The organism is Pseudomonas alkylphenolica, from assembly GCF_016009175.1.
Classification (GTDB): Bacteria; Pseudomonadota; Gammaproteobacteria; order Pseudomonadales; family Pseudomonadaceae; genus Aquipseudomonas; species Aquipseudomonas alkylphenolica_B.
In genome coordinates, this window is the sequence record NZ_JADUCM010000022.1 from 16,733 (window position 1) to 43,018 (window position 26,286).

General features: G+C 61.4%; 19 protein-coding genes. 15 read left to right on the forward strand and 4 right to left on the reverse strand.

The window, feature by feature from the left end:
* Positions 1-8 precede the first annotated feature (8 nt).
* From I5S59_RS18040 to I5S59_RS18090, 11 genes are all read left to right on the forward strand, one after another.
* Positions 9-1,094 carry a WD40/YVTN/BNR-like repeat-containing protein gene (locus tag I5S59_RS18040; protein ID WP_197877823.1) on the forward strand — a complete coding sequence of 362 codons (1,086 nt, stop codon included), beginning with the start codon at positions 9-11 and terminating at the stop codon, positions 1,092-1,094.
* Positions 1,094-3,565, forward strand: a complete 2,472-nt coding sequence (locus I5S59_RS18045) for an efflux RND transporter permease subunit (RefSeq protein ID WP_197877824.1) — start codon at positions 1,094-1,096, stop codon at positions 3,563-3,565. Before I5S59_RS18040 ends, I5S59_RS18045 begins: the two co-directional genes overlap by 1 nt.
* A gap of 46 nt (positions 3,566-3,611) precedes the next feature.
* Entirely contained in the window at positions 3,612-4,760 is a 1,149-nt protein-coding gene (locus I5S59_RS18050; protein WP_197877825.1) for an acyl-CoA dehydrogenase family protein, read from the forward strand.
* Positions 4,761-4,887: 127 nt separating this feature from the next.
* Positions 4,888-5,586, forward strand: a complete 699-nt coding sequence (locus tag I5S59_RS18055; RefSeq protein ID WP_197877826.1) for an acyl-CoA dehydrogenase family protein — start codon at positions 4,888-4,890, stop codon at positions 5,584-5,586.
* Positions 5,587-5,653: 67 nt separating this feature from the next.
* Complete coding sequence (locus I5S59_RS18060; protein ID WP_197877827.1) at positions 5,654-7,627, forward strand: alkyl/aryl-sulfatase; 1,974 nt, start codon at positions 5,654-5,656, stop codon at positions 7,625-7,627.
* Positions 7,628-7,630: 3 nt separating this feature from the next.
* Entirely contained in the window at positions 7,631-8,344 is a 714-nt protein-coding gene (locus tag I5S59_RS18065; RefSeq protein WP_232239833.1) for a TetR/AcrR family transcriptional regulator, read from the forward strand.
* A gap of 180 nt (positions 8,345-8,524) precedes the next feature.
* Positions 8,525-9,955: a hypothetical protein gene (locus tag I5S59_RS18070; RefSeq protein ID WP_197877828.1), complete on the forward strand. Its 1,431-nt coding sequence runs from the start codon at positions 8,525-8,527 to the stop codon at positions 9,953-9,955.
* Between the two features lie 3 nt (positions 9,956-9,958).
* Positions 9,959-11,416, forward strand: coding sequence for an acyl-CoA reductase (locus tag I5S59_RS18075; RefSeq protein WP_197877829.1), 1,458 nt, complete (start codon positions 9,959-9,961; stop codon positions 11,414-11,416).
* Positions 11,417-11,486: 70 nt separating this feature from the next.
* Positions 11,487-12,548 (forward strand): NAD(P)-dependent alcohol dehydrogenase, encoded by a 1,062-nt coding sequence (locus I5S59_RS18080; RefSeq protein ID WP_197877830.1) that lies wholly within the window; start codon positions 11,487-11,489, stop codon positions 12,546-12,548.
* A gap of 123 nt (positions 12,549-12,671) precedes the next feature.
* On the forward strand, positions 12,672-14,024 hold the full coding sequence (locus tag I5S59_RS18085; protein WP_197877831.1) for a DUF1214 domain-containing protein: 1,353 nt from the start codon (positions 12,672-12,674) through the stop codon (positions 14,022-14,024).
* Positions 14,025-14,053: 29 nt separating this feature from the next.
* Entirely contained in the window at positions 14,054-15,091 is a 1,038-nt protein-coding gene (locus tag I5S59_RS18090; protein ID WP_197877832.1) for a DUF1254 domain-containing protein, read from the forward strand.
* A 137-nt stretch (positions 15,092-15,228) separates the two neighbouring features.
* On the opposite strand, the gene I5S59_RS18095 is transcribed toward I5S59_RS18090, so the two are convergent.
* The 4 genes from I5S59_RS18095 to I5S59_RS18110 all read right to left on the reverse strand — a co-directional run bounded on the left by I5S59_RS18095 (position 15,229) and on the right by I5S59_RS18110 (position 19,952).
* Complete coding sequence (locus I5S59_RS18095; RefSeq protein ID WP_197877833.1) at positions 15,229-16,791, reverse strand: AMP-binding protein; 1,563 nt, start codon at positions 16,789-16,791, stop codon at positions 15,229-15,231.
* A gap of 92 nt (positions 16,792-16,883) precedes the next feature.
* The gene (locus I5S59_RS18100; protein WP_197877834.1) at positions 16,884-17,804 is read right to left on the reverse strand and encodes an SDR family NAD(P)-dependent oxidoreductase; all 921 of its coding nucleotides are present in this window, start codon (positions 17,802-17,804) and stop codon (positions 16,884-16,886) included.
* 85 nt (positions 17,805-17,889) lie between these two features.
* Entirely contained in the window at positions 17,890-19,134 is a 1,245-nt protein-coding gene (locus I5S59_RS18105) for a thiolase family protein (RefSeq protein ID WP_197877835.1), read from the reverse strand.
* Positions 19,135-19,178: 44 nt separating this feature from the next.
* A complete protein-coding gene (locus I5S59_RS18110) occupies positions 19,179-19,952 on the reverse strand; it encodes an enoyl-CoA hydratase/isomerase family protein (RefSeq protein WP_197877836.1) in 774 nt (257 codons plus the stop codon).
* Between the two features lie 167 nt (positions 19,953-20,119).
* Here I5S59_RS18110 and I5S59_RS18115 point away from each other — a divergent pair, with 167 nt between their 5' ends.
* From I5S59_RS18115 to I5S59_RS18130, 4 genes are all read left to right on the forward strand, one after another.
* Positions 20,120-22,831, forward strand: coding sequence for a LuxR C-terminal-related transcriptional regulator (locus I5S59_RS18115; RefSeq protein ID WP_197877837.1), 2,712 nt, complete (start codon positions 20,120-20,122; stop codon positions 22,829-22,831).
* A 114-nt stretch (positions 22,832-22,945) separates the two neighbouring features.
* Positions 22,946-24,091, forward strand: coding sequence for an acyl-CoA dehydrogenase family protein (locus I5S59_RS18120; protein ID WP_197877838.1), 1,146 nt, complete (start codon positions 22,946-22,948; stop codon positions 24,089-24,091).
* Positions 24,092-24,160: 69 nt separating this feature from the next.
* A complete protein-coding gene (locus I5S59_RS18125; RefSeq protein WP_197877839.1) occupies positions 24,161-24,961 on the forward strand; it encodes an enoyl-CoA hydratase/isomerase family protein in 801 nt (266 codons plus the stop codon).
* 129 nt (positions 24,962-25,090) lie between these two features.
* The gene (locus tag I5S59_RS18130) at positions 25,091-26,278 is read left to right on the forward strand and encodes a lipid-transfer protein (RefSeq protein WP_197877840.1); all 1,188 of its coding nucleotides are present in this window, start codon (positions 25,091-25,093) and stop codon (positions 26,276-26,278) included.
* Positions 26,279-26,286: the final 8 nt, after the last annotated feature.

The window sequence follows — 26,286 nt, forward strand, 5'->3', positions numbered from 1 at the left end:
TAAACACAGTGTTTAAGCAACGCTTACGATCGTCATGGCTGATCCTGGCCGTGCTATTGACGGGCCATGTGCTCGCGCAACCCGCTTTCGTCTCGCCCCTGGATATGCCAGCGGTGCCCAGTAACCAGGCGATACATGCGCCGCTCAACGCTTTGGTGCAGGCCGGCGCACGGCTGATTGCAGCTGGCCAGCGCGGTCATATTCTCTACTCCGACGACAGCACCACCTGGGTTCAAGCCCAGGTTCCGGTCAGTTCCGACCTCACTGCCGTAATGTTTCCCACTCCCCATCAGGGCTGGGCTGTAGGCCACGAAGGCGTGGTTTTACACAGCAGCGATGCGGGTAAAACCTGGAGCAAGCAGCTCGATGGCCGGCAGATTGCGGCGCTGATGCTCAAGCACTACGGCCATCCGACCAATCCCGAAGACCCGCAGGCCCAGCGCCTTAAACAGGACGCTGAGTTGTTTGCCGAGCAAGGGGCTGACAAGCCGTTGCTGGACGTGTGGTTCGCCGACGAGCGTACGGGGTTCGTGATTGGTGCTTTCAATCTGATCTTGCGCACCGAGGATGGCGGGCAAAGCTGGACACCCTGGCAGGACCGTGTCGACAACCCGCGAAGCATGCACCTGTATGGCCTGCATCCGGCTGCCGGGACGCTGTTCATGGTGGCCGAGCAGGGCCTGGTATTGAAACTCGATGCGACCCGCCAGCGTTTCGTGAAAGTGCCGTTGCCGTATGAGGGCACCCTGTTTGGCGTGCTGGGCGATGACCAGTTGGTGCTGGTGTACGGCCTGCGTGGCAACGCCTTGCGCAGCCTCGATGGCGGTGCCAGCTGGAGCACGGTCACTACCGGCACCGAGGCGGGTATCACCAGCGGTCTGATCGCCGCAGACGGCACGCTCTTGCTGGCCAGCCAGAGCGGTCAGTTACTGCGCTCCATTGACCGTGGGGCGACGTTCCGCCGCGTAGCGCTCGACAGTGTGGCACCCAACTTTGCAGTGGCAGCCGTTGCCGACGGGGCCGTCGCCCTGGCCGGGCTTGGTGGTGTGCGTGTGCAGAGCCTGCAACAGAACAAGAAGGTCGGAGAGCTCTGATGGCTACCCACAACGCCAGCGACACCCTGCAAACCATCAGCAACCTGAAAGATTTCAATCATCGCTCAGGCAGCCGCCTGGAGCGCTTGATCTTCAACAACCGCTTGCTGGTCATCCTCCTCTGTGCGGTGGCTACGGTAATACTGGGCTGGGATTCGACCCGGTTGACGCTCAACGCCGCTTTCGAAAAAACCATTCCGCAAAACCAGCCCTACATTCGCAACTTCCTTGATAACCGCGATGAACTCAAGGGCCTGGGCAATGCCGTGCGCGTGGTGGTGGAAAATCGCTCCGGCGATATTTTTGATCCCGCTTACCTGCAGGCGCTGAAACACATCAATGACGCGTTGTTCCTGACCCCCGGCGTTGACCGCGCCAACGTCAAGTCGTTATGGATGCCGGTGGTGCGCTGGAACGAGGTGACAGAGGAAGGCTTCGCCGGCGGCCCGGTGATGCCGGACAATTACACCGGCTCCGAGGCCAGTATCGATGCGCTGCGGCAGAACATCGGCCGTGCGCAGCTGCTGGGGAACCTGGTGGGCACCGATTTTCGCTCGAGCATGATTTTCCTGCCGCTGCTCGACAAGGACAGCAATAGCGGTGAGCCGCTGGACTACTGGGAACTGTCCAAGCGTTTGGAAACTATCCGAAGCCAGTATTCCGGCGATCAGGGCGGTGTTGACCTGGCGATCCGCATCGTCGGTTTTTCCAAGGTTGTCGGCGATCTGCTCGATGGCCTGCAGCAGATGGTCGTCTACTTCGCAGTAGCGGCGTTGATCGCGGCGCTGATCATCTTCGGCTGGACCCGCTGTATCCGTAGTACCGCACTGGTGCTCGGCTGTTCCTGCATCGCAGTGCTCTGGCAACTGGGGCTGATCGCCCGGTTGGGTTATGCCCTGGACCCTTATTCGATCCTGGTCCCGTTTCTGGTGTTCGCCATCGGCGTCTCCCATGGCGCGCAGAAGATGAACGGCATCATGCAGGACGTGGCCCGCGGCACCCACAAGCTGGTGGCGGCGCGGTACACCTTTCGCCGTCTGTTTCTCGCCGGGGTCACGGCGCTGGTCGCCGATGCGGTAGGCTTCGGGGTGCTGATGCTGATCGATATTCCGGTGATCCAGGACCTGGCCATCACCGCGTCGATCGGCGTCGCGCTGCTGGTATTTACCAACCTGATCCTGCTGCCGGTCATGCTTTCCTATACCGGGGTCAGTGCCAAGGCGGCTGCCCGCAGCCTGCGCGCGGAACAGAAGCCCGCCAGTGGCCTCTGGTTGCTGCTGGAGCGCTTCACTGAACGCCGTTGGGCAACGGTGCTGCTGACGGTGTCGGCGCTGCTCACGGTGGCCGGTTTTATCGTCAGCACCCAGCTGCAGATCGGTGACCTTGACGCCGGGGCCTCGGAGTTGCGTCCCGACTCGCGCTACAACCTCGACAATGCCTACATCAACAGCAGGTACTCGCTGTCTTCCGATCAGTTTGCAGTCATCGTCAGAACCCGCGCCGAAGGCTGTCTTGAATACCAGACGCTGGTGGATGCCGATCGTCTGGGCTGGACCTTGCAGCAAGTGCCGGGCGTGCAGAGTACGGTGTCGCTTGCCGACGCGGTACGCAAGATTACTGCCGGGTCCTACGAGGGAAGCCCGAAATGGATGTCGATTTCGCCCAACCAGGACGTGCTGAACTACGCCGCGCGTACCGCCAGCACCAGTAACCCGGAGCTTTTCAACAACGATTGCTCGGTGATGCCGGTGGTTGCTTACCTGACCGATCACAAGGCACAGACCCTGGATCAGGTCGTCCAGGCCGCCGAAGCGTTTGCTTCGGCGCATAGCACGCCGGAGCGGCAGTTCCTGTTGGCGGCCGGTAGCGCAGGCATTGAAGCGGCGACCAACATCGTGGTCAAGAAAGCCAACCTGACCATGCTCATGTACGTGTATGCGGCCGTGATCGTGTTGTGTTTCATCACCTTCCGCAGCTGGCGTGCAGTGGTAGTCGCCGTAGTACCGCTGGTGATCACATCGATTCTTTGCGAAGCGCTGATGGTGGTACTGGGCATGGGCGTCAAGGTCGCGACCTTGCCGGTGATCGCGCTGGGGGTAGGCATCGGCGTCGACTACGCCTTGTACCTGCTGAGCATTCAACTGGCCCGCCAGCGTGCTGGCGCCACCCTGGCTGACGCTTACCGGCATGCCTTGCGCTTCACCGGCAAAGTCGTGGCGCTGGTCGGTGTGACGCTGGCTGCCGGGGTCATCACCTGGGCGTTTTCGCCCATCAAGTTCCAGGCCGACATGGGCATCCTGCTGACCTTCATGTTCCTCTGGAACATGCTCGGCGCGTTGGCGTTGATCCCGGCACTGTCGCACTTTCTGCTCCGAGACGTGCATGCCCGCAGTGCGACGGCTATCACCCCGGAGGTCCATGAGAACAGTGCCCCCACCGAGCCTGACGCGCGGACCGTGTCGTGCGTGTAACGCCAAGCTGAACCTGTCTTTTGACCTGAATTCATAAGGAATTACCATGAGCGACACCTGTGCAACCTTCCTCAGCGAACAGGAAATCATGATCCGCGACTCGGCACGCAAGGTCGCCGCGGAGGTAGTCGCCGCGACAGCCGCCGAACGTGACCGCAGTGCCGCCTGGCCCGGCAACGAACTGCAGGCCGTTGCCGACCTGGGCTTTCTCGGCATGCTGATACCGGAGGTGTACGGCGGTGCGGGCCTGAGTTTCGTCGAGTATTGCCTGGCCATTGAGGCATTCGCCGCTGCCGATACCGGTTTCGCCACCTTGATCCATGTGCACAACTCGGTGGGCATGGCCGTGGCCCGCCTGGGTGACGAGACGCAGAAACGCAAGTACCTGGCGGACCTGGCTTGTGGTAAACGCATCGGCGCCTTTCTGCTCAGCGAACCGCATGCCGGTTCCGACACTGGAGCATTCCGTACCCAGGCGCGCCGCGAAGACGACCACTACGTGCTCAACGGCAGCAAGCAATTCATCTCCAATGGCAATCATGCCGGCCTGGGCCTGGTGCTGGCGGTGACCGACAAGGCTGCCGGCAAGAAAGGCAGCAGCCTGTTGATGGTCGACCCGTCGGACAACCCCGGCTACGTGGTGTCTTGCGTCGAACACAAAATGGGCCAGCGCTCGGCCCATGTCGCCCAGATCCAGCTGGATCAATGCCGGGTACCGGTTTCGAACCTGCTGGGTGAAGAAGGCGCCGGCTATCGCAACGTCATGGGCTCGCTGTCGGAAGGTCGGGTGGCGATTGCCGCCGTCGCCACCGGCACCGCTCGCGCGGCACTGGATGCCGCTGTTGGCTATGCCAAAGAGCGCGAAGCCTATGGGGCGCCGATCCTCAACCTGCAAGGGGTTGCCTTCGACCTGGCCGATATGGCGACCCAGGTGGAAGTCGCCCATCAGTACATGGTGCATGCCGCCCGGTTGTGCGAGGCCGGTGTGGCATGTGCCAAGGAAGCATCGGTGGCCAAGCTGTTTGCCAGCGAAATGGCGGAAAAGGTCTGTTCCGATGCGTTACAGATCCATGGTGGTTATGGCTACCTCACCGACTTCCCGGTTGAGCGTTACTGCCGGGATGTCCGGGTGACGAAGATATACGAAGGTACTAGCCATATTCAGAAGCTGATCATCGCTCGCAGCCTGGTGTAAGTGCCACATTCGGCTTACCCCCTCCTCATTGAGGGGGGGCAGCCGGACCTTCTGCAGCATACCCTGCTGTTGATGGCGGACCCGAAGTTTCGGGTGGGTTCGCGCCGAGTGGCAGGGAACCAGCACCATGAAGACACCGATTACCACCGATGTGCAGCGGCTCGCCGTGGAAAGTTTCCGGACCTTCCTGGCGTCCGAGGTAACACCCGTGGCCCGTCTGTTCGAGGGCCGGAGCATACCTGCGCAGAAAATGCGCGAACTCACCCAGGGCATCGCCGAGTTTGGCCTTCCTGGCGCCAGCATCATGCAGTCCCTGGGTGGCATGGGGCTGTCGGCGGTGACTGAGGCCCTGTTGTTCGAAGAACTGAGGTCGGCCTCCAGGGTGGTTGCCGAGTCTGTACTTGGCAACCTGTTGGTGGCCTCAGCGCTGGCGGGCCTGCCTTCGAGCCAGCAATCCATGCGCGAGCGCTTCCTGCCAGACCTGCTCGCGGGACGTGGCCACGGTGGCTTCTGTCTGGAACAGGCGGAAGGCGTCAGTGCCTGGCCGACTGACGATGGATGGGTGATCAACGGCAATCAGCAACGGTTTTGCAATCGTCAGTGTGTCGATGTTCTCGTCACCCCGTTGCCTGCCTGGGAGGGTGTGTGCTGTTTCGTGGTGGTCGAGGGTGGGCAGGATGACGGCGGAGCACGTAACGACCCTTCATACCCGGCACAGGTGACATTCAGCGATGTACGCTTGCCGGCTGATTTGAGCGATGCTCAGACGCGGTGGATCGATCAGGTACTCACGAGGCTCAGGGGTGATGGTTGTAATGCCCAATGAGGCGGCCGCCAGCGTGTGGCCAGCCAGAATAAAAACGGTGGACACGATCCACGCTTAAGGAATCCGTATGCGTTATTCATTTGCTGCTCTTGCCACTGCCATTGCGTTGTCCAGTGCTCCGTCCTGGGCCGCAGATGTGGCATCCGCCAACCCCGCCAAGGCTGCCAGTCCGAGCACGGCGGCGGTCAACCAGGCAGTGCTCCAGACGTTGCCATTCGACGATCGCGCTGACTATGACGCCGCGCGCAAGGGGCTGGTGGCTGCCTTTGAAGGCGAGATCAAGAATGCTGACGGCAAGCCTGTGTGGAATACCCACCACTACGACTTTCTCAGTCAGGCTCAGGCGCCAGACTCGGTCAATCCCAGCCTGTGGCGGATGGCCCAGCTCAATGCAAACGCCGGTTTGTTCCAGGTGACCGACAAGGTCTATCAGATTCGCGGCATCGATCTGGCGAACATGACCATCATCGAAGGCGATGACGGGCTGATCATCATCGACCCGCTGTATGTGACCGAAACGGCCCGGGCCGGCCTTGACCTGTACTACCAGCATCGCCCGCGCAAACCGGTGGTTGCCGTGATCTATAGCCATAGTCATGTCGACCACTTTGGCGGTGTGCGCGGCGTAGTTGATGAAGCCGATGTCAAATCCGGCAAGGTGAGGATCTACGCCCCGAACGGTTTCATGGAACACGCGATCCAGGAGAACGTGCTCGCCGGTGCAGCGATGTTCCGCCGGGGCATGTTCCAGAGTGGCGGGGCGGTGCCCAGGAACGAGCGAGGGCAGGTTGACACCGGGATTGGCAAGGGGGCACCGGTGGGCGGCACCATCAGCCTGATTGCTCCGACCAACCTGATTGTACAGCCACTGGAAAGTCATGAAATTGCAGGTGTGCAGTTCGAGTTCCAATTGACCCCCGGCACCGAAGCACCGGCGGAAATGAACCTGTACTTGCCGCAGTTCAAGGCTTTGTGCATGTCCGAAAACGCAGTGATGTCAATGCATAACGTACTCACCCCGCGTGGTGCTGAAGTGCGTGACGCCAAGGCCTGGTCTCAGTTCATCGATGACAGCCTGGTACGGTATGGCGATAAGGCCCAGGTAATGTTTGCCCAGCACAACTGGCCAACCTGGGGCGGCGAGGGCATTCGCAGTATGCTCGCCGACCAGCGCGACATGTACGCCTTTATCAATAACCGCACACTGCACCTGCTCAATCAGGGCCTGACTCCACTGGAGATTGCCGATGCAGTGAAGAAGCTGCCCGGTGAGCTCGAGCACAAGTGGTACGCAAGGGGCTACTACGGCACCCTGAGTTTCAATACCCGTGCGGTGTACCAGCGTTACCTGGGGTTTTATGACGGTAACCCGTCCAACCTTGACCCGTTGCCACCCGTGGAGTCTGGCAAGCACTACGTGCAAGCCATGGGAGGTGCGCAAAAGGTCCTCGAACTGATGCACACGGCCATGCAGCAAGGCGATTACCGCTGGGCCGTGCAACTGGGTAATCATCTGGTGTTTGCGGAGCCTGACAACAGAGCCGCGCGTGAGGCTCAGGCACAAAGCCTTGAACAACTGGGGTATCGCAGCGAATCGGCCATCTGGCGCAATATGTACCTGACCGGTGCCCAGGAGTTGCGCCAGCTCGCGCCGCAACAGGGCGGGCGGGCCATTGCCGACCTGGTGCGGGCGGCCACGCCGACCATGTTCATGGACCTGCTGGCGGTGCGCATCGATTCAGACAAGGCCCAGGGCCATGACATGACCGTGAACTGGGACTTTGACGACCTCGACCAGCACTTCGCTCTGACCTTGCGTAACGGCGTGCTGACCTATCGTGAGCACACACGCCATGCCCAGGCTGATGCTACGGTCAAGATGAGCAAGCCCGTACTGGACAGCATCAGCCTGCGTCAACTTGATTTTCCGACGGCGATCAAGCAGGGAGATATCAAGCTCGAGGGCGATGTGGAACGCTTTAAAGTGCTGCTCGGTACGCTGGCCAGCTTTCAGCCGACGTTCAACGTCGTGACGCCCTGAGTCATGGGCCGTCGTTCCGACACGGTGTCCGGCCCCGAGGGAACGGCCCCTCGGGACCCGGTCTGCGATGGTAATGTCGTGGTGGAAGTGCCGGCCCGGCCACGCAAGCGACCTAAGCAGGCTCGCTCGGTTGCCCTGGTCGAAGCCTTGAAAATCGCCGGACGCGAAATCCTCGAACGGGAAGGGCGAGAGGCACTCTCGAACTATCGTCTTTCCGACTATTCGGGTGTGGCCGTCAGTTCAATCTATGAGTATTTCCCCACCATCGACTCGCTGATCGGCGCGATATTCGAGGATTACCGCGCTGATGTACGGCTGCAGGTGATCGCCAGTATCGAGGCGTTGCCGGCGTCGGCGACACTCTATGACGGTATCGAAATCGTCTTGCGCACCGGACTTGTCGCATTGCATCGCTGGTTGCAGGTCGACTCCGAGCAAAGTATCAAGGCTGCTTACTACGGTGAATTGGTGCGTCTGGAAATCGTGAAGCCGGAGCGTTTCTGGATATCGATGGTAATTCCGGCGCTGGTTCAGCGTTTTTCCAACCAGGTACTGGTGCGTGATCGCGAGAAAGCCGGCTTCCTTGCCTATCAGGCCGTAACCGCTTTGCCGCGGGCGTTGTTGATCGAAAAACCGCACTACCTGATCGAGGACACCACTGTTCGCATGCTGGCCCGCATGATCCATGCACTGCTGACGACGCAAGACCCGGAGTAATCCGTATTGCACAGCGGGAAAAATTAAAAAATCAAATAAAAACAACAAGATGTGTTTGATTTTCAAGTGTTGGAATCCGGAAATGATTTAGCCCGCAGCGCCCCTAAACTGGGCCTGCCAAACCGGCCGTTACAGCGTCACGGCCAAGGCGAGATCAACTGATTTCCAGGAGGCTGTCCCTTGAAAAAAACAATAGAAGAACAGGTCGATCTGCTGTTGAGCGATCCGGCTGCCCTGGTCGAGCACAGCTTGCAGAACTGGAAGCAATTGCCTGCCGAACAGATCAATGCGTTGCAGCTGGCAGGCCTGAAACGCCGCTTCGGCGAAATGCGCAACCGCATTGCGGTGCTGAAGAAACTGGCGGACGCCGAAGGCATCGAGCAGATCGAACAGCTGGACGACGTGGTGCCCCTGTTGTTCGAGCACACCCTGTTCAAGTCGTACCCGCCTTCATTGCTGGAAAAGAACAACTATTCGGCGATCAACAAGTGGTTGGGCAAGCTGGTGGTTCCGGAACTGGCGGAACAGATCGCCGCCGTCGACGTCAGTGCCTGCAAAGGCCTGGACGACTGGTTCGAAACCCTCGACCGGGAAATCCCCGAGCTTTGCCTGAGTCATACGTCCGGCACCTCCGGTACCTTGTCGTTTCTGCCTTGCAGCACTCGCGAGTTCGAAAAAGCCTCCGAAGTGCGCAAGTTGTATGCCTGGAACATGACCGGCGCAGCCACCCCGGACCCGGACCTGCACACGGCCTACCCGTACTACAGCAAGGGCTATCTCAGTCATCTGCGCGGCATGGGCTCACTGGCTCGCGTGCTGCTGCCCGACCCATCACACTTTCATCCGGCCTATCCCTCGACGCTCTCCAGCGACGTACTGCGCCTGGGGGCAAGGCTGCGTGCAGCGCACAACAACGGCACGTTGGATCGCCTGGTGGTGGCCCCCGAGCTGCTGGCCAAGAAAAAGGCCTTCGATCAGCAGCAAGCGGAGATGCCCCAGCACCTGGCGACGTTCTTCGATGACATCGCTACCCGCCTCAAAGGCAAGCAGGTGTATATCGGCGGTACCTGGAACCTGTTGCACAACATGGCCAAGGCCGGTCTGGAGCGCGGCCTGGAGTCGGTGTTCCATGCCGATTCCTACATCATCACCACCGGTGGCGCCAAAGGAGTGGTGCCGCCAGAGAACTGGCGCGAAGAGGTCATGCGCTTTACCGGGGTAAAGACGCTGCACGAGTCTTATGCGATGTCGGAAGTGGTCAGCGGTTCGCACCTTAAATGCGAGCAGGGCAACTACCACTTCTCGCACACCGCGATTCCTTTTCTGCTTGATCCCGAAACCAGCAAACCGCTACCGCGTCAGGGGCGTCAGACCGGGCGTGCGGCGTTTTTTGATCTGGGCGCGGACATCCACTGGGGCGGTTTCATTACCGGTGACGAAATCACCATCGAGTGGGATCAGCCTTGCACCTGCGGACGTCACAGCCGCTATGTGGTGGGTGCGATCCAGCGCTACAGCGAAAAGAACGGCGGCGACGACAAGATCACCTGCGCGGCCTCCGAACAATCCCATCGCGAGGCGATGGACTTCCTCAACACCCTGGAGGGCTGAGCCATGTCCCACCCAATTGCGCCAATGATCATCCGTGGTCAAGTGATCACCGACAACCTGATTGAAGTAGGTGGCCGCGGTGGCGATCTGAGCTTCCTCACCCCTGATGCCAACAAATATATCGATCAGTTGCCACTGGGCAACCCGGCCCGCCTGGCGGACCTGTACAGCTTGAGCTTTGAGGACATTCTCGACTATGCCGTGGCCCTCGGCGAACGCCTGGCGCTGGACAAAAACCGCTACCTGCAGGAAGCCTGCGAGCTGTCGTACCTGACCGCACCGACCACCCCGAGCATCGTCAAGGGCTCCTACATGGGCCTGCAGCACATGCTGTCGCGCGAGTTCATCCGCGAAATGGCGGAAACCACGGTCGGTATCAAGTACCTGGAGGGCTGGGTGCCGCAGACACTGCTCGACGGCACCCGGCTGGAAGTGCGTTGCTTCGGCGCGCGGACCTTGCACATCGTGGCCGGCAATGCGGTGTCCCTGTCGTTATGGACCATCATCCGCAACATGGTCCTGCGCAGCGATGCGATCATCAAGGCGCCGTCCAACGACCCGTTCACCGCGCTGGCCATCGCCCGCACCATGGTCGATATGGCCCCTGACCATCCGCTGACCAAGCACTTGAGTGTCGCTTACTGGAAAGGCGGCGACGAAGCATTCGAACAACGCCTGTATCAGCCGCAGAATCTGGAAAAGATCGTCGCCTGGGGCGGTTTTGCATCGATCAAGCATGTAACGCGCTACATTCAGCCGGGGCTTGAACTGATTTCCCTGGACCCCAAGCGCAGCGCCAGCATTATCGGCAATGACACCTTCGACAGCGAAGCGAGCATGCGCGAAGCTGCTGTGCGCCTGGCGGCCGACATCGGTGCGATCAACCAGAAGGGCTGCGTGTGCGCGCGGGTGGTATATGTGCAGAGCGGCACCGATGAGCAAGGCCTGGAGCGCCTCAACACCTTTGGCCAGTACGTCTATGACGCCATGATCGGTTTGCCCAACACCCTCAGCACCGCGCCCAAGCGCTATGACCAGGGACTCAAGGCCCATGTCGATGCGCTGCGACTCGATGACGAGTGGTACAAGGTCATCGGCGGCAAGGCCGGCGAGGGCGCGATCATCTGTTCGCAACTGCCTGAGCCGGTGTCGTTTGCCGCCAGTCTGGACGACCGCACCGCCAACCTGGTACCGGTCGACGACTTGAGCGAGATGATGAACGCGGTCGATGCCTACACCCAGACTGTCGGTGTCTATCCGGAAAGCATCAAGGATCAGCTCAAGGACGTGCTGCCGCTGTATGGCGCGCAACGCATCGTGTCACTGGGGTATGCCGCAGCAATGAAATTTGCCGCTCCACAGGACTCCATCGAACCGATGCGACGCATGGGTAAATGGATCTCCAACCAGATCGCAGCGCCCGAAACCAGCGCGGCACCCTGGCTGCGCCCGTCGATCTGACCCTTGCCAAGGAAAAAGCCCGCAGTGTTCGCCCTGCGGGGTTTGCTTACCCAGAATCCGGAGAATCCCCATGACCACCTGTATCGGCTATGGCGTCCATGAAGCCAACGCACCCCTTGCCCCTGTACGCTTCGATCGCCGGGCGCTGCGCGACGATGATGTAGCCATCGACATTGACTACTGTGGCGTCTGCCATTCCGATATGCACTACGTGCACAACGACTGGAAAAATACGCGCTTTCCCTGTGTCCCGGGCCATGAAATCGTCGGCCGAGTGACCGCCGTCGGTGCCGCCGTCAGCCGGTACCGTGCTGGCGATCGGGTAGCGGTCGGCTGCCTGGTCGACAGCTGTCAGCACTGCGAGGCCTGCGAACAGCACCAGGAGCCGCACTGCAGCCATGGTCCGACCCCGACCTATAACGGTCTGGACCGTATCAGCGGCGAAGTGACCCGCGGTGGCTATGCTCAGCATATCGTCGTGCGCGAGCAGTTCGTGCTGCGCGTGCCGCAGGCGCTGGACCCACGTTTTACCGGGCCGCTGCTGTGCGCGGGCATCACGGTGTGGACACCCCTTCGCGAGCACGGGGTCAGGGCCGGTACGCGCCTGGCGGTCATCGGTCTGGGTGGGTTGGGGCACATGGCGGTGAAGCTGGCCGTGGCCCTGGGCGCCACGGTCACGGTGATTACCACCTCGCCCGGCAAGGCCGACGATGCCCGCGCGCTGGGAGCCCACCATGTCTTGCTGTCCAGCGATGTGCAGGCCATGAAGGCGGCCGCCAGCAGTTTTGACCTGGTCCTCGACACCATCCCGCGCGGGCACAATGTCAACCCTTACCTGATGCTGCTGGCCCGCAACGGCTCATTGGTGCTGGTCGGCGCGCTGGAGCCACTGGAGCCTGTCCATGGCGCCTTGCTGGCCGTCAACAACCGCTCCATTGCCGGGTCTTTGATTGGTGGCCTGGAACAGACTCAGGAGCTGCTGGATTTCTGTGCCGAGCACCAGGTGTTGCCGAGCTGCGAGATGATCCGGATCCAGGACATCAACCAGGCGTTCACGCGTATGCACAACAATGATGTGAAGTACCGTTTCGTCATCGACATGGCGTCGCTCAAGGACGTCAATATCGCCTGACGCGGCACCGTTGCGATGTTCTCTACGTTGCCTGCAAGCCCATGCCACCCCAAAACGGGAGGGGCGGTATGGGCGTGGTAACGGCATAAGGGGTGTTCACATGGACCCCGATGGAGAACAACAATGAAAGCAACATCGCGTGGGGCGCTTGGCACAGGCGCCTTTGCTATGGCCTGCCTGGCTGCGCTGATTCAGCCTGCCAGTGGCAGCTCTGCCCCGATCACGGCCGAATCGCACACGATTGCCAGCGACCAGCAGGTAAGCGACGCCTATATCTATCTGCTCGGGCGCCTGCTGGTAATGCGCCAGCAGCAACTGGATTTTCAGGACGGCATGCAGTGGAACCAGCTTGTGCATCGCAAGCCTGGTGCGGTGGACTGGCCCAATCCCAATCTGGATGTGGCCTATTCGGAAGCCTGGGTGGCGGCGGACGAGCGCAGTTGCACGCAAGTCAGCGTGCCGAAAATTTCCGGTCGCTACTACACCGTACAGTTTCTCAATGGCTGGGGGGAAACGCTGGCGAACATCAACGAGCGCACCTTCTCGGAACGTCCTGATGGGGACTTTGCGGTCTGTCTGCAGGGTGCCAAGGTCGATCTGCCGGCATCGGTCCAGCGCATTGACCTGCCAGTGCGTACGGCCCGGGTATTGACCCGCGTCGAGCTCGGTGATGACTGGAACAAGGCCGAACAGCTCCAGTCTCAATTCAGTCTGCGCCCCACGGGCACACCTGAACTGCCGCCTGTGCCCAAAGGCCTCGTGTTCGCATTGAACAAACTGCCAGGTGTGGAAGCGTTTGAAGCCGCCTCGCTGGCGCTGCAGGAACCGGACCTGAACCCTGGCATGCAAGCGCAGCAGGCTCAGGTACGGGCGATTGCCGAACAGCTCAGACACCCTGATCAGCGGGCGCGCATCGATCAGCAGATAAAGACCCAGGCATTCACTGACCTGGCCCGTGCCGCACCCACGCTGGGCCGTGGCGTCATCGGCAATGGCTGGGTGCGGCCCGCCGCCTCGGGCGCTTACGGTAGCGACTATCTTGCCCGTACCCTGGTCGATCTCGGGGGAATCTGGGCGAACACCCAGCAGGAGGTCAATTACTTCCGAAGCGCCCTGGACGTCGACGGCAAGGTGCTGGAAGGCGGGCAAAGTTATGCGCTGACCTTCCCGGGCGGTCAGCTTCCTTCGGGCTTTGCGCGCTATTTCTGGTCGGTCACGGCGGTTAACAGCAAAACCTTCAAAGTGCTGCCCAATGCACTCGACCGCTTCACCCTGAACAATCAATCGGACCTGGAGCGTAACGCAGACGGGTCACTTACGCTGTATTTCGGGCCGAAACTTCCTCATGGGGCCCCACAGGGCAACTGGCTGCCGACCGTGGCGGACCAGTCGTTTCGTCTGATGTTGCGGTTCTACGGGCCTGAAGGTCCAGTGGCTGAAGGCAAGTACTTTCCGCCTGCACTGGTTCGCCTGTAACCGCCGTCAACCCTCTTGAGGACAACGATATGAACGAATTAAAAGTCATGCTGGTGGCGGGCGCCTTGCTGGCAGCCTGTTTGCCCACTGCCCATAGCCAGGCGTTGCCAGGCGCACCGGCAGTGGTCACGGTCGACAACTTCATCCGCGCCGAAACCGACCGCTACTTCGCCCTGACCATCGAACGGGCCGGCCTGGGGCGTTTCTTTCACTGGCGGGCGTTGATTCCCGCCGGGGCGAAAACCGTAGTGCGGCCAAACCGCGACACGCTGTATTCCACTGCCGTTTTTGATCTGGATGCCGGGCCGGTCACGCTGTCTTTGCCAGAGGCGGGCAAACGTTACCTGTCGTTGGCATTGATCAACGAGGATCATCATGTCGTCGGTGTTTACTACGGTGCCGGTGAACATACGGTCAGCCGCGAGCAGATCGGTACACGCTACGTCATGCTCGGGGTGCGGCTTCTGGTCGACCCTGCCGATCCTGCGGATCTGAGCCAGGTGCACGGACTGCAGGATTCCATTGCCGTCAGCCAGCCCGGTGGGCCCGGACGTTTCGAAGTGCCAGACTGGGACGAGACCAGCAGGGCCAGAATGCGCGGCGCGTTGTCGGTCCTGGGGCAGTCGCTGAGTGATTCGCGGGGGATGTTCGGCAAACCCGGTGAGGTTGACCCGGTGCGCCATTTGATCGGCAGTGCGATGGCCTGGGGCGGCAATCCGCAACAGGACGCTTACTATCAGATCGTGACCCCGGCGCGCAACGACGGGGTGACACCCTATCGGCTGAATATCGGTGAAGTGCCGGTGCAGGGATTCTGGTCGATCAGTGTCTACGATGCTGATGGCCATTACCGGCCGAACCCGCAAGAAGCCTACACGCTGAACAACCTGACGGCGAAGAAAGGTGAGGGTGGGCGGGTTTCGGTGCAGTTTGGCGATTGCACGGCGGCAACGGTGAATTGCCTGCCGATTACGCCGGGCTGGAATTATATGGTGCGCTTCTATCTGCCGGAGCCACCGGTACTCGATGGCCGTTGGACGCTGCCTGAGGCGAAGCCGGCCAGTTGATCGGGGGGGGGGCTGTAACCAGCCCAAACCCGAACCCAACCCCCCCAAAAAAAAGCCCCGATGCCTCCGCCTGACCAAGGACGGAAGGAGACATCAGGGCACAAAACGAAGGGGTAGTATCGACGGTGCGCGACGCTTCAGGACACGCAACGAGCCTTGTCTTTCCAGTATTTCTCGCGTACCTGACGACGCAGCACCTTGCCCACCACACTGACCGGAAGAGCGTCGACGAAGATGATGGACTTGGGGACCTTGAACCGGCCCAGTCGACCTTTGACATGCTCGATCAGTGCCTGCGCCGACAGACTTTCACCGGCTTTTAGCACTACCTCGGCATGCACCGCCTCGCCCCATTCCTCATGGGGAATGCCAACCACTGCCGAGTTGGACACCGCAGGGTGGGCGTTGAGCGCCGCTTCCACCTCAATGGCGTACACGTTGAAGCCACCGGTAATGATCATGTCTTTCTTGCGGTCGACCAGGAACAGAAAGCCCTGTGCGTCGATATAGCCCATGTCGCCGGACTTCCAGTAGCCGTTGTGAAACTCCGTGGCCGTACCCTGCGGGTTCTTGTAGTAACCCGCAATGGTGCCGCGCGAGCGCACCCACAGCTCGCCGGTGGTGCCCAGGGGTACCTCCTTGCCGTTGTCGTCGACAATCAGGATCTCCGCGCCCACGGCAATGCGCCCGGCCGACGACAGTTGCTGCTCGTTATCGGTCAGGTGATCGGCCTTGCTCAACAGCGCAACGGCATGCAGGCTTTCGGTGGCGCCGTAGATCTGCATGAAAATATTGCCGAAGCGCTGTTGGGCCTGACGCAGTTTCGCCGGGCTCATGGGAGCGGCGCCGTATGCCATGGTCTGCAGTGAAGACAGGTCGTAGTCCCTGGCTTCGGGCAACTCCAGCAGACGGTAGATCATGGTCGGCACCAGCAAGGTCATGGTGACCTTTTCGGCTTCGATGTTGCGGCACAGTTGCGCCAGATCCGGAATGTTCTGGGTCAGGGTGCAACCACCGCGGAACAAGGTGGGTAGCAGGCCCAGGCCGGAGCCGTGGCTGATGGGCGCCATGTGCAGGAAGCGGGTGTCTGGCTGGTAAGGCTGTTCAGCCTCCAGGTACATCGAGTCACGCAGCGCCATCCAGTTGTCGAGGGTGTAGGCGGCGCACTTGCTCTGGCCGGTGGTGCCACCGGTGAAGCGGTAGACCAGCGCATCCCGTTGCATGTCGTTGTCGACGCCGGGGTTGTGATCCGGCACGCCGTCGAGCAGGTCCCAGAAGTACAGCAGCCCCTCCCGCGGGGTGGTCGGAGGGTCCATGCAGACAACGGTGATGCCCTGACCGTGGAGCAGGTCGAAGTATCGGTCGATCAGGGCGTTTTCGATGAACACCACTTTCGGACGAATGAACTCCACCTGCCAGCGGTGTTCCTCGAAGGCGTCACGGTAGTTGGTGTAAGCCGCCGCTGCGTCGCCCTTGAGCGCAGTCCAGGCATGGAACAGCGCGATGTTGTCGTTTTCCAGAATGCACAGGTAGACATCGCCGCGGCGCAGTTCAAGGCGTTCGCGAAGCATGTTGACGATGCGATTGGTCAGCGCGTGCAGCTCTTTGAAGGTGTAGCGTCGATTGCGCTCGATGTTGACCAGGGCTTCCCGGTCGCCGAAACGCACGGCCAGGTTACCGACCGTGTGTGCGAAGTTCATTATTGTCATCGTTATTCTCCGTCCGGGCGTGTCGCTGCACGCCCGTTGCAATCATCATCGCACGATTATCACCGGCCCTATCCTGCGAATGCTCAGGCCTGTTGAGCCTTGATGGCCTGCAGGGCGGTGTCGATGAAAACCTTGACCTGCTGGTTGGCATCGTCGCGGGTAACGGCAGTGCTCCAGTCGGTGATCTGCGCCAGATGGGCTTCGATGGCTTCCGGCGACAGTTCATCGCTGCCGATGTACACCGGCGCGGTCTCTTCCACGCGCAGGGCGGTGAAGACCCCGGCGCCAGCGCCCAGAATCAGTTTGGTCGGTGCATTTTCGCTGACCAGGAACAACGCGCCCGGAGTAACCTGCTCAGGACGGCTGGCCGCCAGCAACTCGGCCGGCATCACATCTTCGGTCATGCGCGTGGCAGCCATCGGCGCCAGGGTATTGACCAGAATGTTGTTCTTGCGGCCCTCGATGGCGAGCATGTTCATCAGGCCGACCACGGCCATTTTCGCTGCACCATAGTTGGCCTGGCCGAAGTTGCCAAACAGGCCTGCGGCGGAGGTGGTCATCAGAATGCGCCCGTAGTTCTGCTCGCGCATGACCTCCCACACCGCTTTGGTGCAGTGGATCGAGCCCATCAGGTGGACATTGATCACGGCATGGATGTCGGCCATTTCCATCTTGGCGAACGACTTGTCACGCAGGATGCCGGCGTTGTTGATCAGGATATCGACGCGCCCGAAGGCGTCTACCGCCTGCCTGACCATCGCCTGAGCCTGCTCGTAGTCCGCGACGTTGGCGCCGTTGGCGATGGCGCTGCCACCCGCCTGGCGAATCTCCTCAACCACAGCCAGGGCGGCGTCGGACGAGCTGCCGGAGCCGTCGCGGCTGCCGCCGAAATCGTTGACTACTACCTTGGCGCCCAGGGCCGCGAGTTTCAGCGCGTGAACGCGGCCCAAGCCGTTGCCGGCACCGGTGACGATGGCAACACGGTCATCGAAGCGAATGGTCATGGTGTGTTCCTCTTGTTATTGATAATAGGTGGCGAACGGCGGAGGAAGTGCGTGGTTTCCCCTGAGTCGCCGTTCCCCATGAAGATCAGGCGCGGCCGAAAATACCGACATGCTCGGTGGACTCTTCTACGCGCCAGAGACCGCCACCGTTGCCTTGCAGGGCAATCCGCGCGCCTTCAACCTGACGCGGGCCGCAGTTGCCACGCAGCTGCTCGACCAGTTCGAAAATCTGCCCGATGCCCGTGGCGCCAATCGGGTGCCCCTTGGACTCAAGGCCACCGGAGGGGTTGACTGGCAGTCTGCCGCCAAGGGCGCTGTCGCCACGTTCGGCCATTATCCCGCTCATGCCAGGCTCACACAGGCCCAGGGCTTCAATGGCGAGCAGTTCGCCGATGGCCGTGGCGTCATGGACTTCGGCCACATCGACATCCTGCGGAGCAATACCGGCCTGCTCGAAGGCGGCTTTGCCGGCCAAGTGGGTACAACCCTTGTCGAAATCATCGGCCGCGCGGGCGGAGGCGGAGCGCACCACGCTGGCCAGGACCTTGATCGCCCGGTTTTTGTCGAAACCGTACTTCTTCAGGGCTGACTCGGTGCAGAGAATGGCCGCAGCGGCGCCGTCGGAGATTGGCGAGCACATTGGCAGGGTGATCGGGTAGGTGATCGGCGGCGCAGCGAGGATTTCCTCGATGCTCATGGCATTGCGGTACTGCGAGCGCTCATTGTGCACCGAATGACCGTGGTTCTTTGACGACACGGCGGCCAGCTGACGCTGGGTCACGCCATAACGCTCCATCAGGCCGCCACGACCCAGGGCCGCATAGACGTCCATGAACGGGCTGTAGGGCTTTTCCGATTGCGAGCCGGCGGGTGGAATCACGCCCTTGCCCATGGCAGCCAGGTACTGCTTGTTCTCTTCGAAGGTTTCAATGTCCCAGGCCGACTCGAACGCCGAGAACATTTTGGCCTTGTCGCTGTAGAACATTTTCTCCGCACCAACGGCCAGAGCGACCTCGGCGGCACCGGCTTGCAGCTGGGTCACCGCCAGGTTGAAGGCATGGCTGGAAGACGCGCAGGCACCTTCGATATTGAAGATCGGGATGCCATCCAGACCCAGCGGCAGCAATGCCACCTGACCACGGATCATGTGCTGGCCATCGAAGTGGCCCTGGGTGCAGTTGCCGAAGAAGCCGACCTGGATCCACTTGCGGTCACAACCGGCATCTTTGAGCGCATCCTCGACCGCCCAGGCGGTGAGTTGCTTGATGCTTTTGTCGATGTGGCGGCCGAAGGCAGTCATGCCGACGCCGACGATGTATACGTTTTCCATCGTTGCCTCGCGTTTTTTAGAAATCAGGGGGCAGGGCGCCCGGCTCAGTAGCCTTTAAAGTCAGGTTTGCGCTTTTCGGCGAACGCGCGCACGCCTTCTGCCATGTCGTAGGAGCGCTGGTGGTTGCGCAACTCCAGCAGTTCCTGGCGCAGAGCGTCGGCACGCGATTTATCGGCGGCGTCGTTGGCGACTTTTTTCATTTTGCGCAGCACCAGCGGGCTTTTTCCGGCCAGTTTGTCGCCCAGGACCTGAACACGCGCGAGCAGCTCGGCGTCGGCCACCACTTCACTGACCAGGCCGTAAAACTTCATGTCTTCGGCAGGCAGAGCGTCGCCGGTGAACAGCATGTACTTGGCGATGTTCTCCGGGATCTTGCGCGGCAGTACCGCTGCACCGCCGCCGCCAGGGAACACCCCGAAGTTGGAGTGGGCATCGCCAAAACGGGCACTCTGGGCGGCAATCACCAGGTCGCAGCACAGTACGGTTTCCAGGCCGCCAGCGAGGGCCAGGCCGTTGACGGCGGCTATAACCGGCTTGGGAAAGGCGCGCAGGGCATCGAAAAACGTCACGATGGTGTCCAGCAGGTCTTTTTCGCCGGGAAGCGGGGTGCCACCAGCCTTGAGGTCGGCGCCGGCGCAAAAGGCGCTGCCGGTGGCGGTCAGGGCGATCACCCGCACCTGGTTGTCGTTCTCCCAGGCGTGCAGGCGGGCGGTCATGGCCTCCAGCATTTCACGGTTCAGGGCATTCATGGCTTTCGGGCGGGTCAGGGTTATCCATCCCACCTGGCCTTTGATTTCAAAAGAAACGGACTCGCTCATCTTCAATCCTCAATCACGCTGCAATTGACGTTTCTGTCTGAATTGGAAGTTACGCGAGTGTCCCGACGCCCCACCCCCCCCCTTGCGGACGGGGGCGCCCACCCGGCTGTCTGTAGCAGGATGCGGGCGACATCCAGGCAACAATGCCAAGGGCGGAGACTCTAATAATGCATACAAATGTCATCAACGCCGGCGATCTGCTGGTCGCCACCAAGTTCTCGCCACCGCGCCTGAACGCCCGGCACATTGTTCGTAGCCAGCTGCTCAGTCGCCTGCGCGAGTCACAGCCGTGCAGCGCAACGCTGATTACTGGGGGAGCAGGCTTTGGCAAGACCATTCTGCTCGCGCAGTGGCGCCTGGAGCTGATGAAGGCCGGGCTGGACGTGGCCTGGATCTCGTTCAGCCGCGACGACCGGCAGTTCGGCAGCTTCCTCTCGTATTTGCTCGAGGCGTTGCAGCGTCTGGGGATTGCCGTCGAACAGGACTGGCTGCACAGCGATGGCAGCGAGCAGTCGATCAACACCCTGATCGCCATCGTTACCCACGCCGCGCAAGGCATCGACAAAGAACTGCATCTGCTGATGGACGACTTTCATCACGTGGAGTCGCCAGCGGCGCACCGCTTGATGCAGAAGCTGTTGGACCATTGCCCGGCAAACCTGCATATCACCCTTGCTTCCCGGTCGACGCCGGCGTTGAGCCTGGGTCGCTTGCGCATGCAGGGGCATGTGGTCGAGATCGATACCGTCGAACTGCCGTTCGACACCGCCGAAACCCGTGATTTTTTCAAGCAAAACCTCAGCACGCTGGTACTGAGCGCTGACGAAGAACGCCTGATCCATGACTTGACCAGCGGTTGGCCGGCGAGCCTGCAGCCGATTGCAACCATGTTGCGGGTGCGACCGAGCAAGCGTGCGCACCTGCGTTCGATCCTGCGCAATTCAGCGGACCTGCAAGCCTACCTGGCCGAAGATGTGTTGGTCTGCCTGTCGCCGGAACTGCTGGATTTCATGGAAAAAGTCTCGATACTGCGGCGTTTCAACGCCGACCTTGGGGCATTCGTCAGTGCCAATCACCACGCTCCGGAGATGATCAAGCGTGCTGAAGACGAGAACCTTCTGATCTACCGGATCGAATCGGATGACAGCACCCCGTGGTACCGCTTCCACCCCTTGTTCGGTGAGTTTCTCACCCAGCGTCTGGCGGCCCGCGGTGAGGGTGCGGTACAGGCACTGCATCGCCGCGCGAGCCAGTGGTTCGCCGAGCATGAGTATCTGGTCGAGGCAGTGCGCCACGCCAACCTTGGCGGGGATCGCGACTACGCGATCAAGGCGATGGAAGAGGCGGCGTCGACGACCTGGAGCATGGCCTATATCAGCCCGATGTTGAGCCTGCTTGAGCGTTTGCCGCAGGACACGCTGTTTGCCCATCCGCAGCTGTTCATCATGGGCTGCCTGACCTATGCCTTCACCGCCCGGCCGGAAAAAGCGCAGCGCTGGCTTGAGCAGATGCGCCGCAGCGATGCGGCGCGTAATCCGGCGATCTCTTCGAAACTGGTCCTGGCCGACGCGGCCATCGCCCTCCAGCTTGATCAGCCACGGCGCGTCATCAGCTTGCTGGAAGCAGCCCACCAGGCACCTCTGGAGAACCGCTCGTTGCGCTATATCAGTTTCTCCGGGCTGGCCACTGCCTACCTCTCCGTGGGCCGTGCAGCGGATGCCCGCAAGCTCCATGAACAGTACCCGATTGACCTGCAAGACCGTGCCAACGACATGGCCATGGTATTTGAAAGTACGCAGGCCCTGGCCCGGCTCAAGGAAGGCAATGCCCGCCAGGCCTTGAGCATCGGCGAGCAGGTGATCGCCCGCGCCGAGGAGGCCTACGGGCGCGGGTCGGTGTCTGCCAACCTGTGCGCGGCCACGCTGTGCGATGCCTATTACGAACTGGACCAGCTGGATGATGCCTTGCGCGTACTGGCCAATCGCAGCGGCATTTTGCGCTCTTCCATGCCGGACGTGATGATCCGCGCTTCGCTCTGTCGTGCGCGTATCACCCTGCAGCAAGATTCACCCCAGGCAGCGCTGAGTTTTCTCGACACCCAGGGCGCACATTTTCAGGTGCTGGAGCTGGACCGTTTGTTGGCATTGATTCTGGCCGAGCAGGTACGCGTGCTGGTGCTGCAAGGCGAAAGCCGCCGCGCTGCCGAGGTGACAGGACGCCTGACGAGCCTGGCCGCCGCACAGCGCCCGAATGCTGAAAGCCGCGAGGAGATCAATTACCTGGTGGCATTGTCCCGGGTACGTCTGGCGCTGGCGGCGCAGGACGGGCAATCGGCACTGGACGCGCTTGCGGCCATCCATGCCCACGTCGAGCAGTCAGCCCGTGGCCGCAGCTGGGTCAGGGCGCACCTGCTCAGCGCGCAGGCCCATGCCCTGCTGGGGCAGACGCTCGCAGTGGTGGAAAACCTGCAGGAGGCGCTGGCATCAGGCGTGAGGATGGGCTTGGTGCGCACCTTGCTCGATGAGGGCCAAGGCGTGCTTGACTTGCTCGCCACGCACCTGGAAGCCATCAGCCAGGCACCGGCCGCTGCCGAGTATGTGCAGGCACTGCTCAATCGCAAGACGCCCGTGCACACGCCGGCACCACTGGCCTGTGCGAGCAGGAGCCGGGTCGATTCGCCACGGGCCAGTCTGACTCCGCGCGAGCTGGAAATTCTCGGGCTGGTGGCCCAGGCGATGTCGAACAAACGTATTGCCCTGACCCTCAATATCACCTTCGGCACGGTGAAATGGAACGTCAAGAACATCCTCGCCAAACTCGGCGTGTCGAGCCGCTATGCAGCGATCACCCTGGCCCGCCAGCAAGGTCTGCTCGAGTAGCGGGATGCTGACAACGGCCGTTACGCCCTCCCGAGAGGATAGGCGCGTACGGCCCTGGTCAGCCGCCATGCTCAGGTCAACTTCGACTATCCGACCCGGTTCAAGAGGAAGACCATGAGCGATACATCTGCAGTATTCCTGAGCGAGCAGGAAATCATGATCCGTGATGCCGCCCGCAAGGTGGCGCAAGAGGTGGTGGGCGCTACGGCAGCCGAGCGCGACCGAACAGGTGCCTGGCCACATGCGGAGCTCAAAGCGGTGGCTGAGCTCGGCTTTCTGGGCATGCACATTCCCGAGGCATCGGGTGGTGCCGGGATGTCCTTTCCCGAATATTGCCTGTGCATCGAGGAGTTCGCGGCGGCGGACGCCGGTTTCGCCACCATCCTTCATGTGCACAACGGCATGGCCGACATGCTTCACCGTTTTGGCACCCAAGCGCAAAAGGACCGCTACCTGGCCGGGATGATTTCCGGCGAGCTGATCGCTGCGGGCTTGCTTACCGAGCCGCAGGCCGGTTCCGACACTTCAGCATTTCGCACCACGGCTCGCCGCGAAGGCGACCACTATGTGCTCAACGGCAGCAAACAATTCATCTCCAATGGCAACGAAGCCGGTATCGCCTTCGCCATTGCCGCGAGCACCGAGACCGCAGAGGGCCGCAAAGGCCCGAGCATGTTCATCATCGATCCACGCGAGCCTGGCTACATCGTCACCCGGGTTGAAAGCAAGATGGGCCAGCGCTCCGCGCACGTCGCCGCGATCCAGCTGGACAACTGCCAGGTGCCGGCGCAGAACCTGCTGGCAGAAGAAGGTACGGCATACAAGCGCCTGATGGCGACACTGTCCGAAGGCCGCATCGGCATCGCCGCCGTTGCTGTGGGGGCCGCCCGTGCCGCGCTGGAGGCTGCGGTCAAATATGCCCAGGAGCGTGAGGCCTATGGCGCGCCGATCATCAACCTGCAAGGCGTGGCATTCGATCTGGCTGACATGGCCACTCAGTTCGAAGTGGCACAACACTACATGCTGCACGCAGCGCGGCTTCACGGTGCCGGTGTGCCCTGCGCCAAAGAGGCGTCGATTGCCAAGCTGTTCGCCAGTGAAATGGCCGAGAAGGTCTGCTCCGAGGCGCTGCAGATTCACGGTGGCTACGGCTACCTGAGTGACTTCCCGGTGGAGCGGTATTGCCGTGATGTGCGGGTGACCAAGATTTATGAGGGAACCAGTCATATCCAGAAAGTAATCATTGCCCGCAACCTGTAGGCCAGGCTGCCTGTCGACCTGGGCACGGCCCGCGTATGCTGGCCGATGCCCCTTGAGGAGGGAAGGGACATGACTGAGAGTGCAGTGCTTTATGAACGGATCGGCAAGACAGCGCTGATCACCTTGAACCGGCCGCAGAAAAGGAACGCCTTCGAGGCGGCCATCAACGATGCCTTGCCCGCAGCTGTAATGAAGGCGCGCGACGATAGTGCCGTGCGCTCCATTGTGCTGACCGGGGCGGGGGCCACATTCTGTTCCGGCTTCGACCTGGGTAGCCTGGACCCCGGCGAGGACCCGGCATTTGCCGGGCGCACGCTGGTACAGGGCTTTCATCAATGGTTCGGAAGCTTTGCCGATATGCCCAAGCCGGTTGTTGCTGCCGTCGATGGTGCAGCTGTCGGTGCCGGCTTTTCCCTGGCCCTGGCTGCGGACTTCATGTTTGTCACGCCGCAGGTAAGGCTGTTGCCGACGTTTCTCAGCCTCGGCCTGGTGCCGGACCTGTCGATGCTGTATGTGCTGCCGCGCCTGGTCGGGCTGGCAAAAGCCAAGGAGCTGATCTTTTGCGCCCGTGCGCTAGATGCACAACAGGCATTGGCACTTGGCCTGGCGCAGGCGATCATTCCTCGAGAGCAATTGCTTGAGAGTGCCTTGCAGTTTGCCCGGCAGTTCGATGAAGCACCCGCGGATGCGCTCGGTATGGCCAAGACCTTGCTCAACCGTGCCTTTGAGACCGATCGCCCGGCGATGACCGAGTTCGAAGCCAGCGCGCAGTCGATGTGCGGCGCCAGCCGCTACCATGCCGAAGCCGTACGGCGCTTTCTCGGTAAAGAGGGTTTGTCCTACCGAGGGGCGGTGCTACCGCCGCCGTAAGCCCCAAATAGGGAGGGGCCGAGCGCATGAGCGTGCACCTATCCTTGAGACTCACCGCCTGCCGCCCGTCATGATCCGGCGCACACGCCCCTGAAGGCCGGCAGACTATCCAACGCTGAGGAGTAAGACATGAGGCAGAAAGTCGTCATCGCGGGTGTCGGTATGATTCCCTTCGTCAAACCTGGCCAGAGCGAGACCTACGCAGTCATGGGTGAACAGGCCGTGCGTCTGGCCCTGGCCGATGCCGGGGTTGGCTACGAGTCAGTGCAGCAGGCCTATGCCAGCTTCGTGTTCGGCGACTCCACCTGCGGTCAGCGCGTTCTCTACAACGTTGGCATGACCGGTATCCCGGTGATCAACGTCAACAACAATTGCGCCAGTGGTTCTACCGCGTTGTTCCTGGCCAATCAGGCGATTGCCAGCGGCATGGTCGACATCGTCCTGGCGTTCGGCTTTGAGCAAATGATTCCTGGTGCCATCGGCAGTGCCTTCCCCGATCGTCCGAGCCCGTTGGAGCTTTTTCTGGATCAATGCGACGAAGCGATTCCTGGCGCGTCTCAGATCCCGGCCGCGCTGCGCATATTCGGTAGCGCCGGGGTGGAGCACATGAAACGCTTCGGCACGCCGCTGGAAACCTTCGCCAAGATTCGCGCCAAGGCCAGTCGTCACGCTGCCAACAACCCCAAGGCGGTATTCCGCAAGGTGATCACCACCGAAGAAGTCATGGCCGATCAGGTGGTCTGGCCTGAGGTCATGACCCGCTTGATGGCCTGCCCGCCGACCTGCGGCGCCGCAGCGGTGGTGTTGTGCAGTGAAGCCTATGCATTGAAACATGGTCTGGACCGTAGCGTGTCGATTGCCGGTCAGGCCTTGACTACCGACGGCGCGGAAACCTTCAAGTCCGGCGACATGCGCGATGTTGCCGGGTTTTCGATGTCACGGGCGGCGGCGCAGCAGGCTTACGAAATGGCCGGCATCGGTGCTGAAGACGTGCACGTGGTTGAACTGCACGACTGCTTTGCCCAGAACGAGCTGTTGACCTATGAATCGCTTGGCCTGTGCCCGGAAGGCGGGGCGCAGAAATTTGTCGACGATGGTGACAATACCTATGGCGGCCAGTACGTGGTCAACCCGTCCGGCGGCCTGCTTTCCAAAGGCCACCCGATCGGTGCTACGGGCCTGGCGCAGAGCACCGAGCTGGTCCAGCAACTGCGTGGCCGCGCCGAACAGCGCCAGGTAGAAGGCGCACGGATCGCCCTGCAACACAACGTCGGCATCGGTGGCGCCTGCGTCGTCACCCTGTACCGCAAAGACTGACAGGGGAA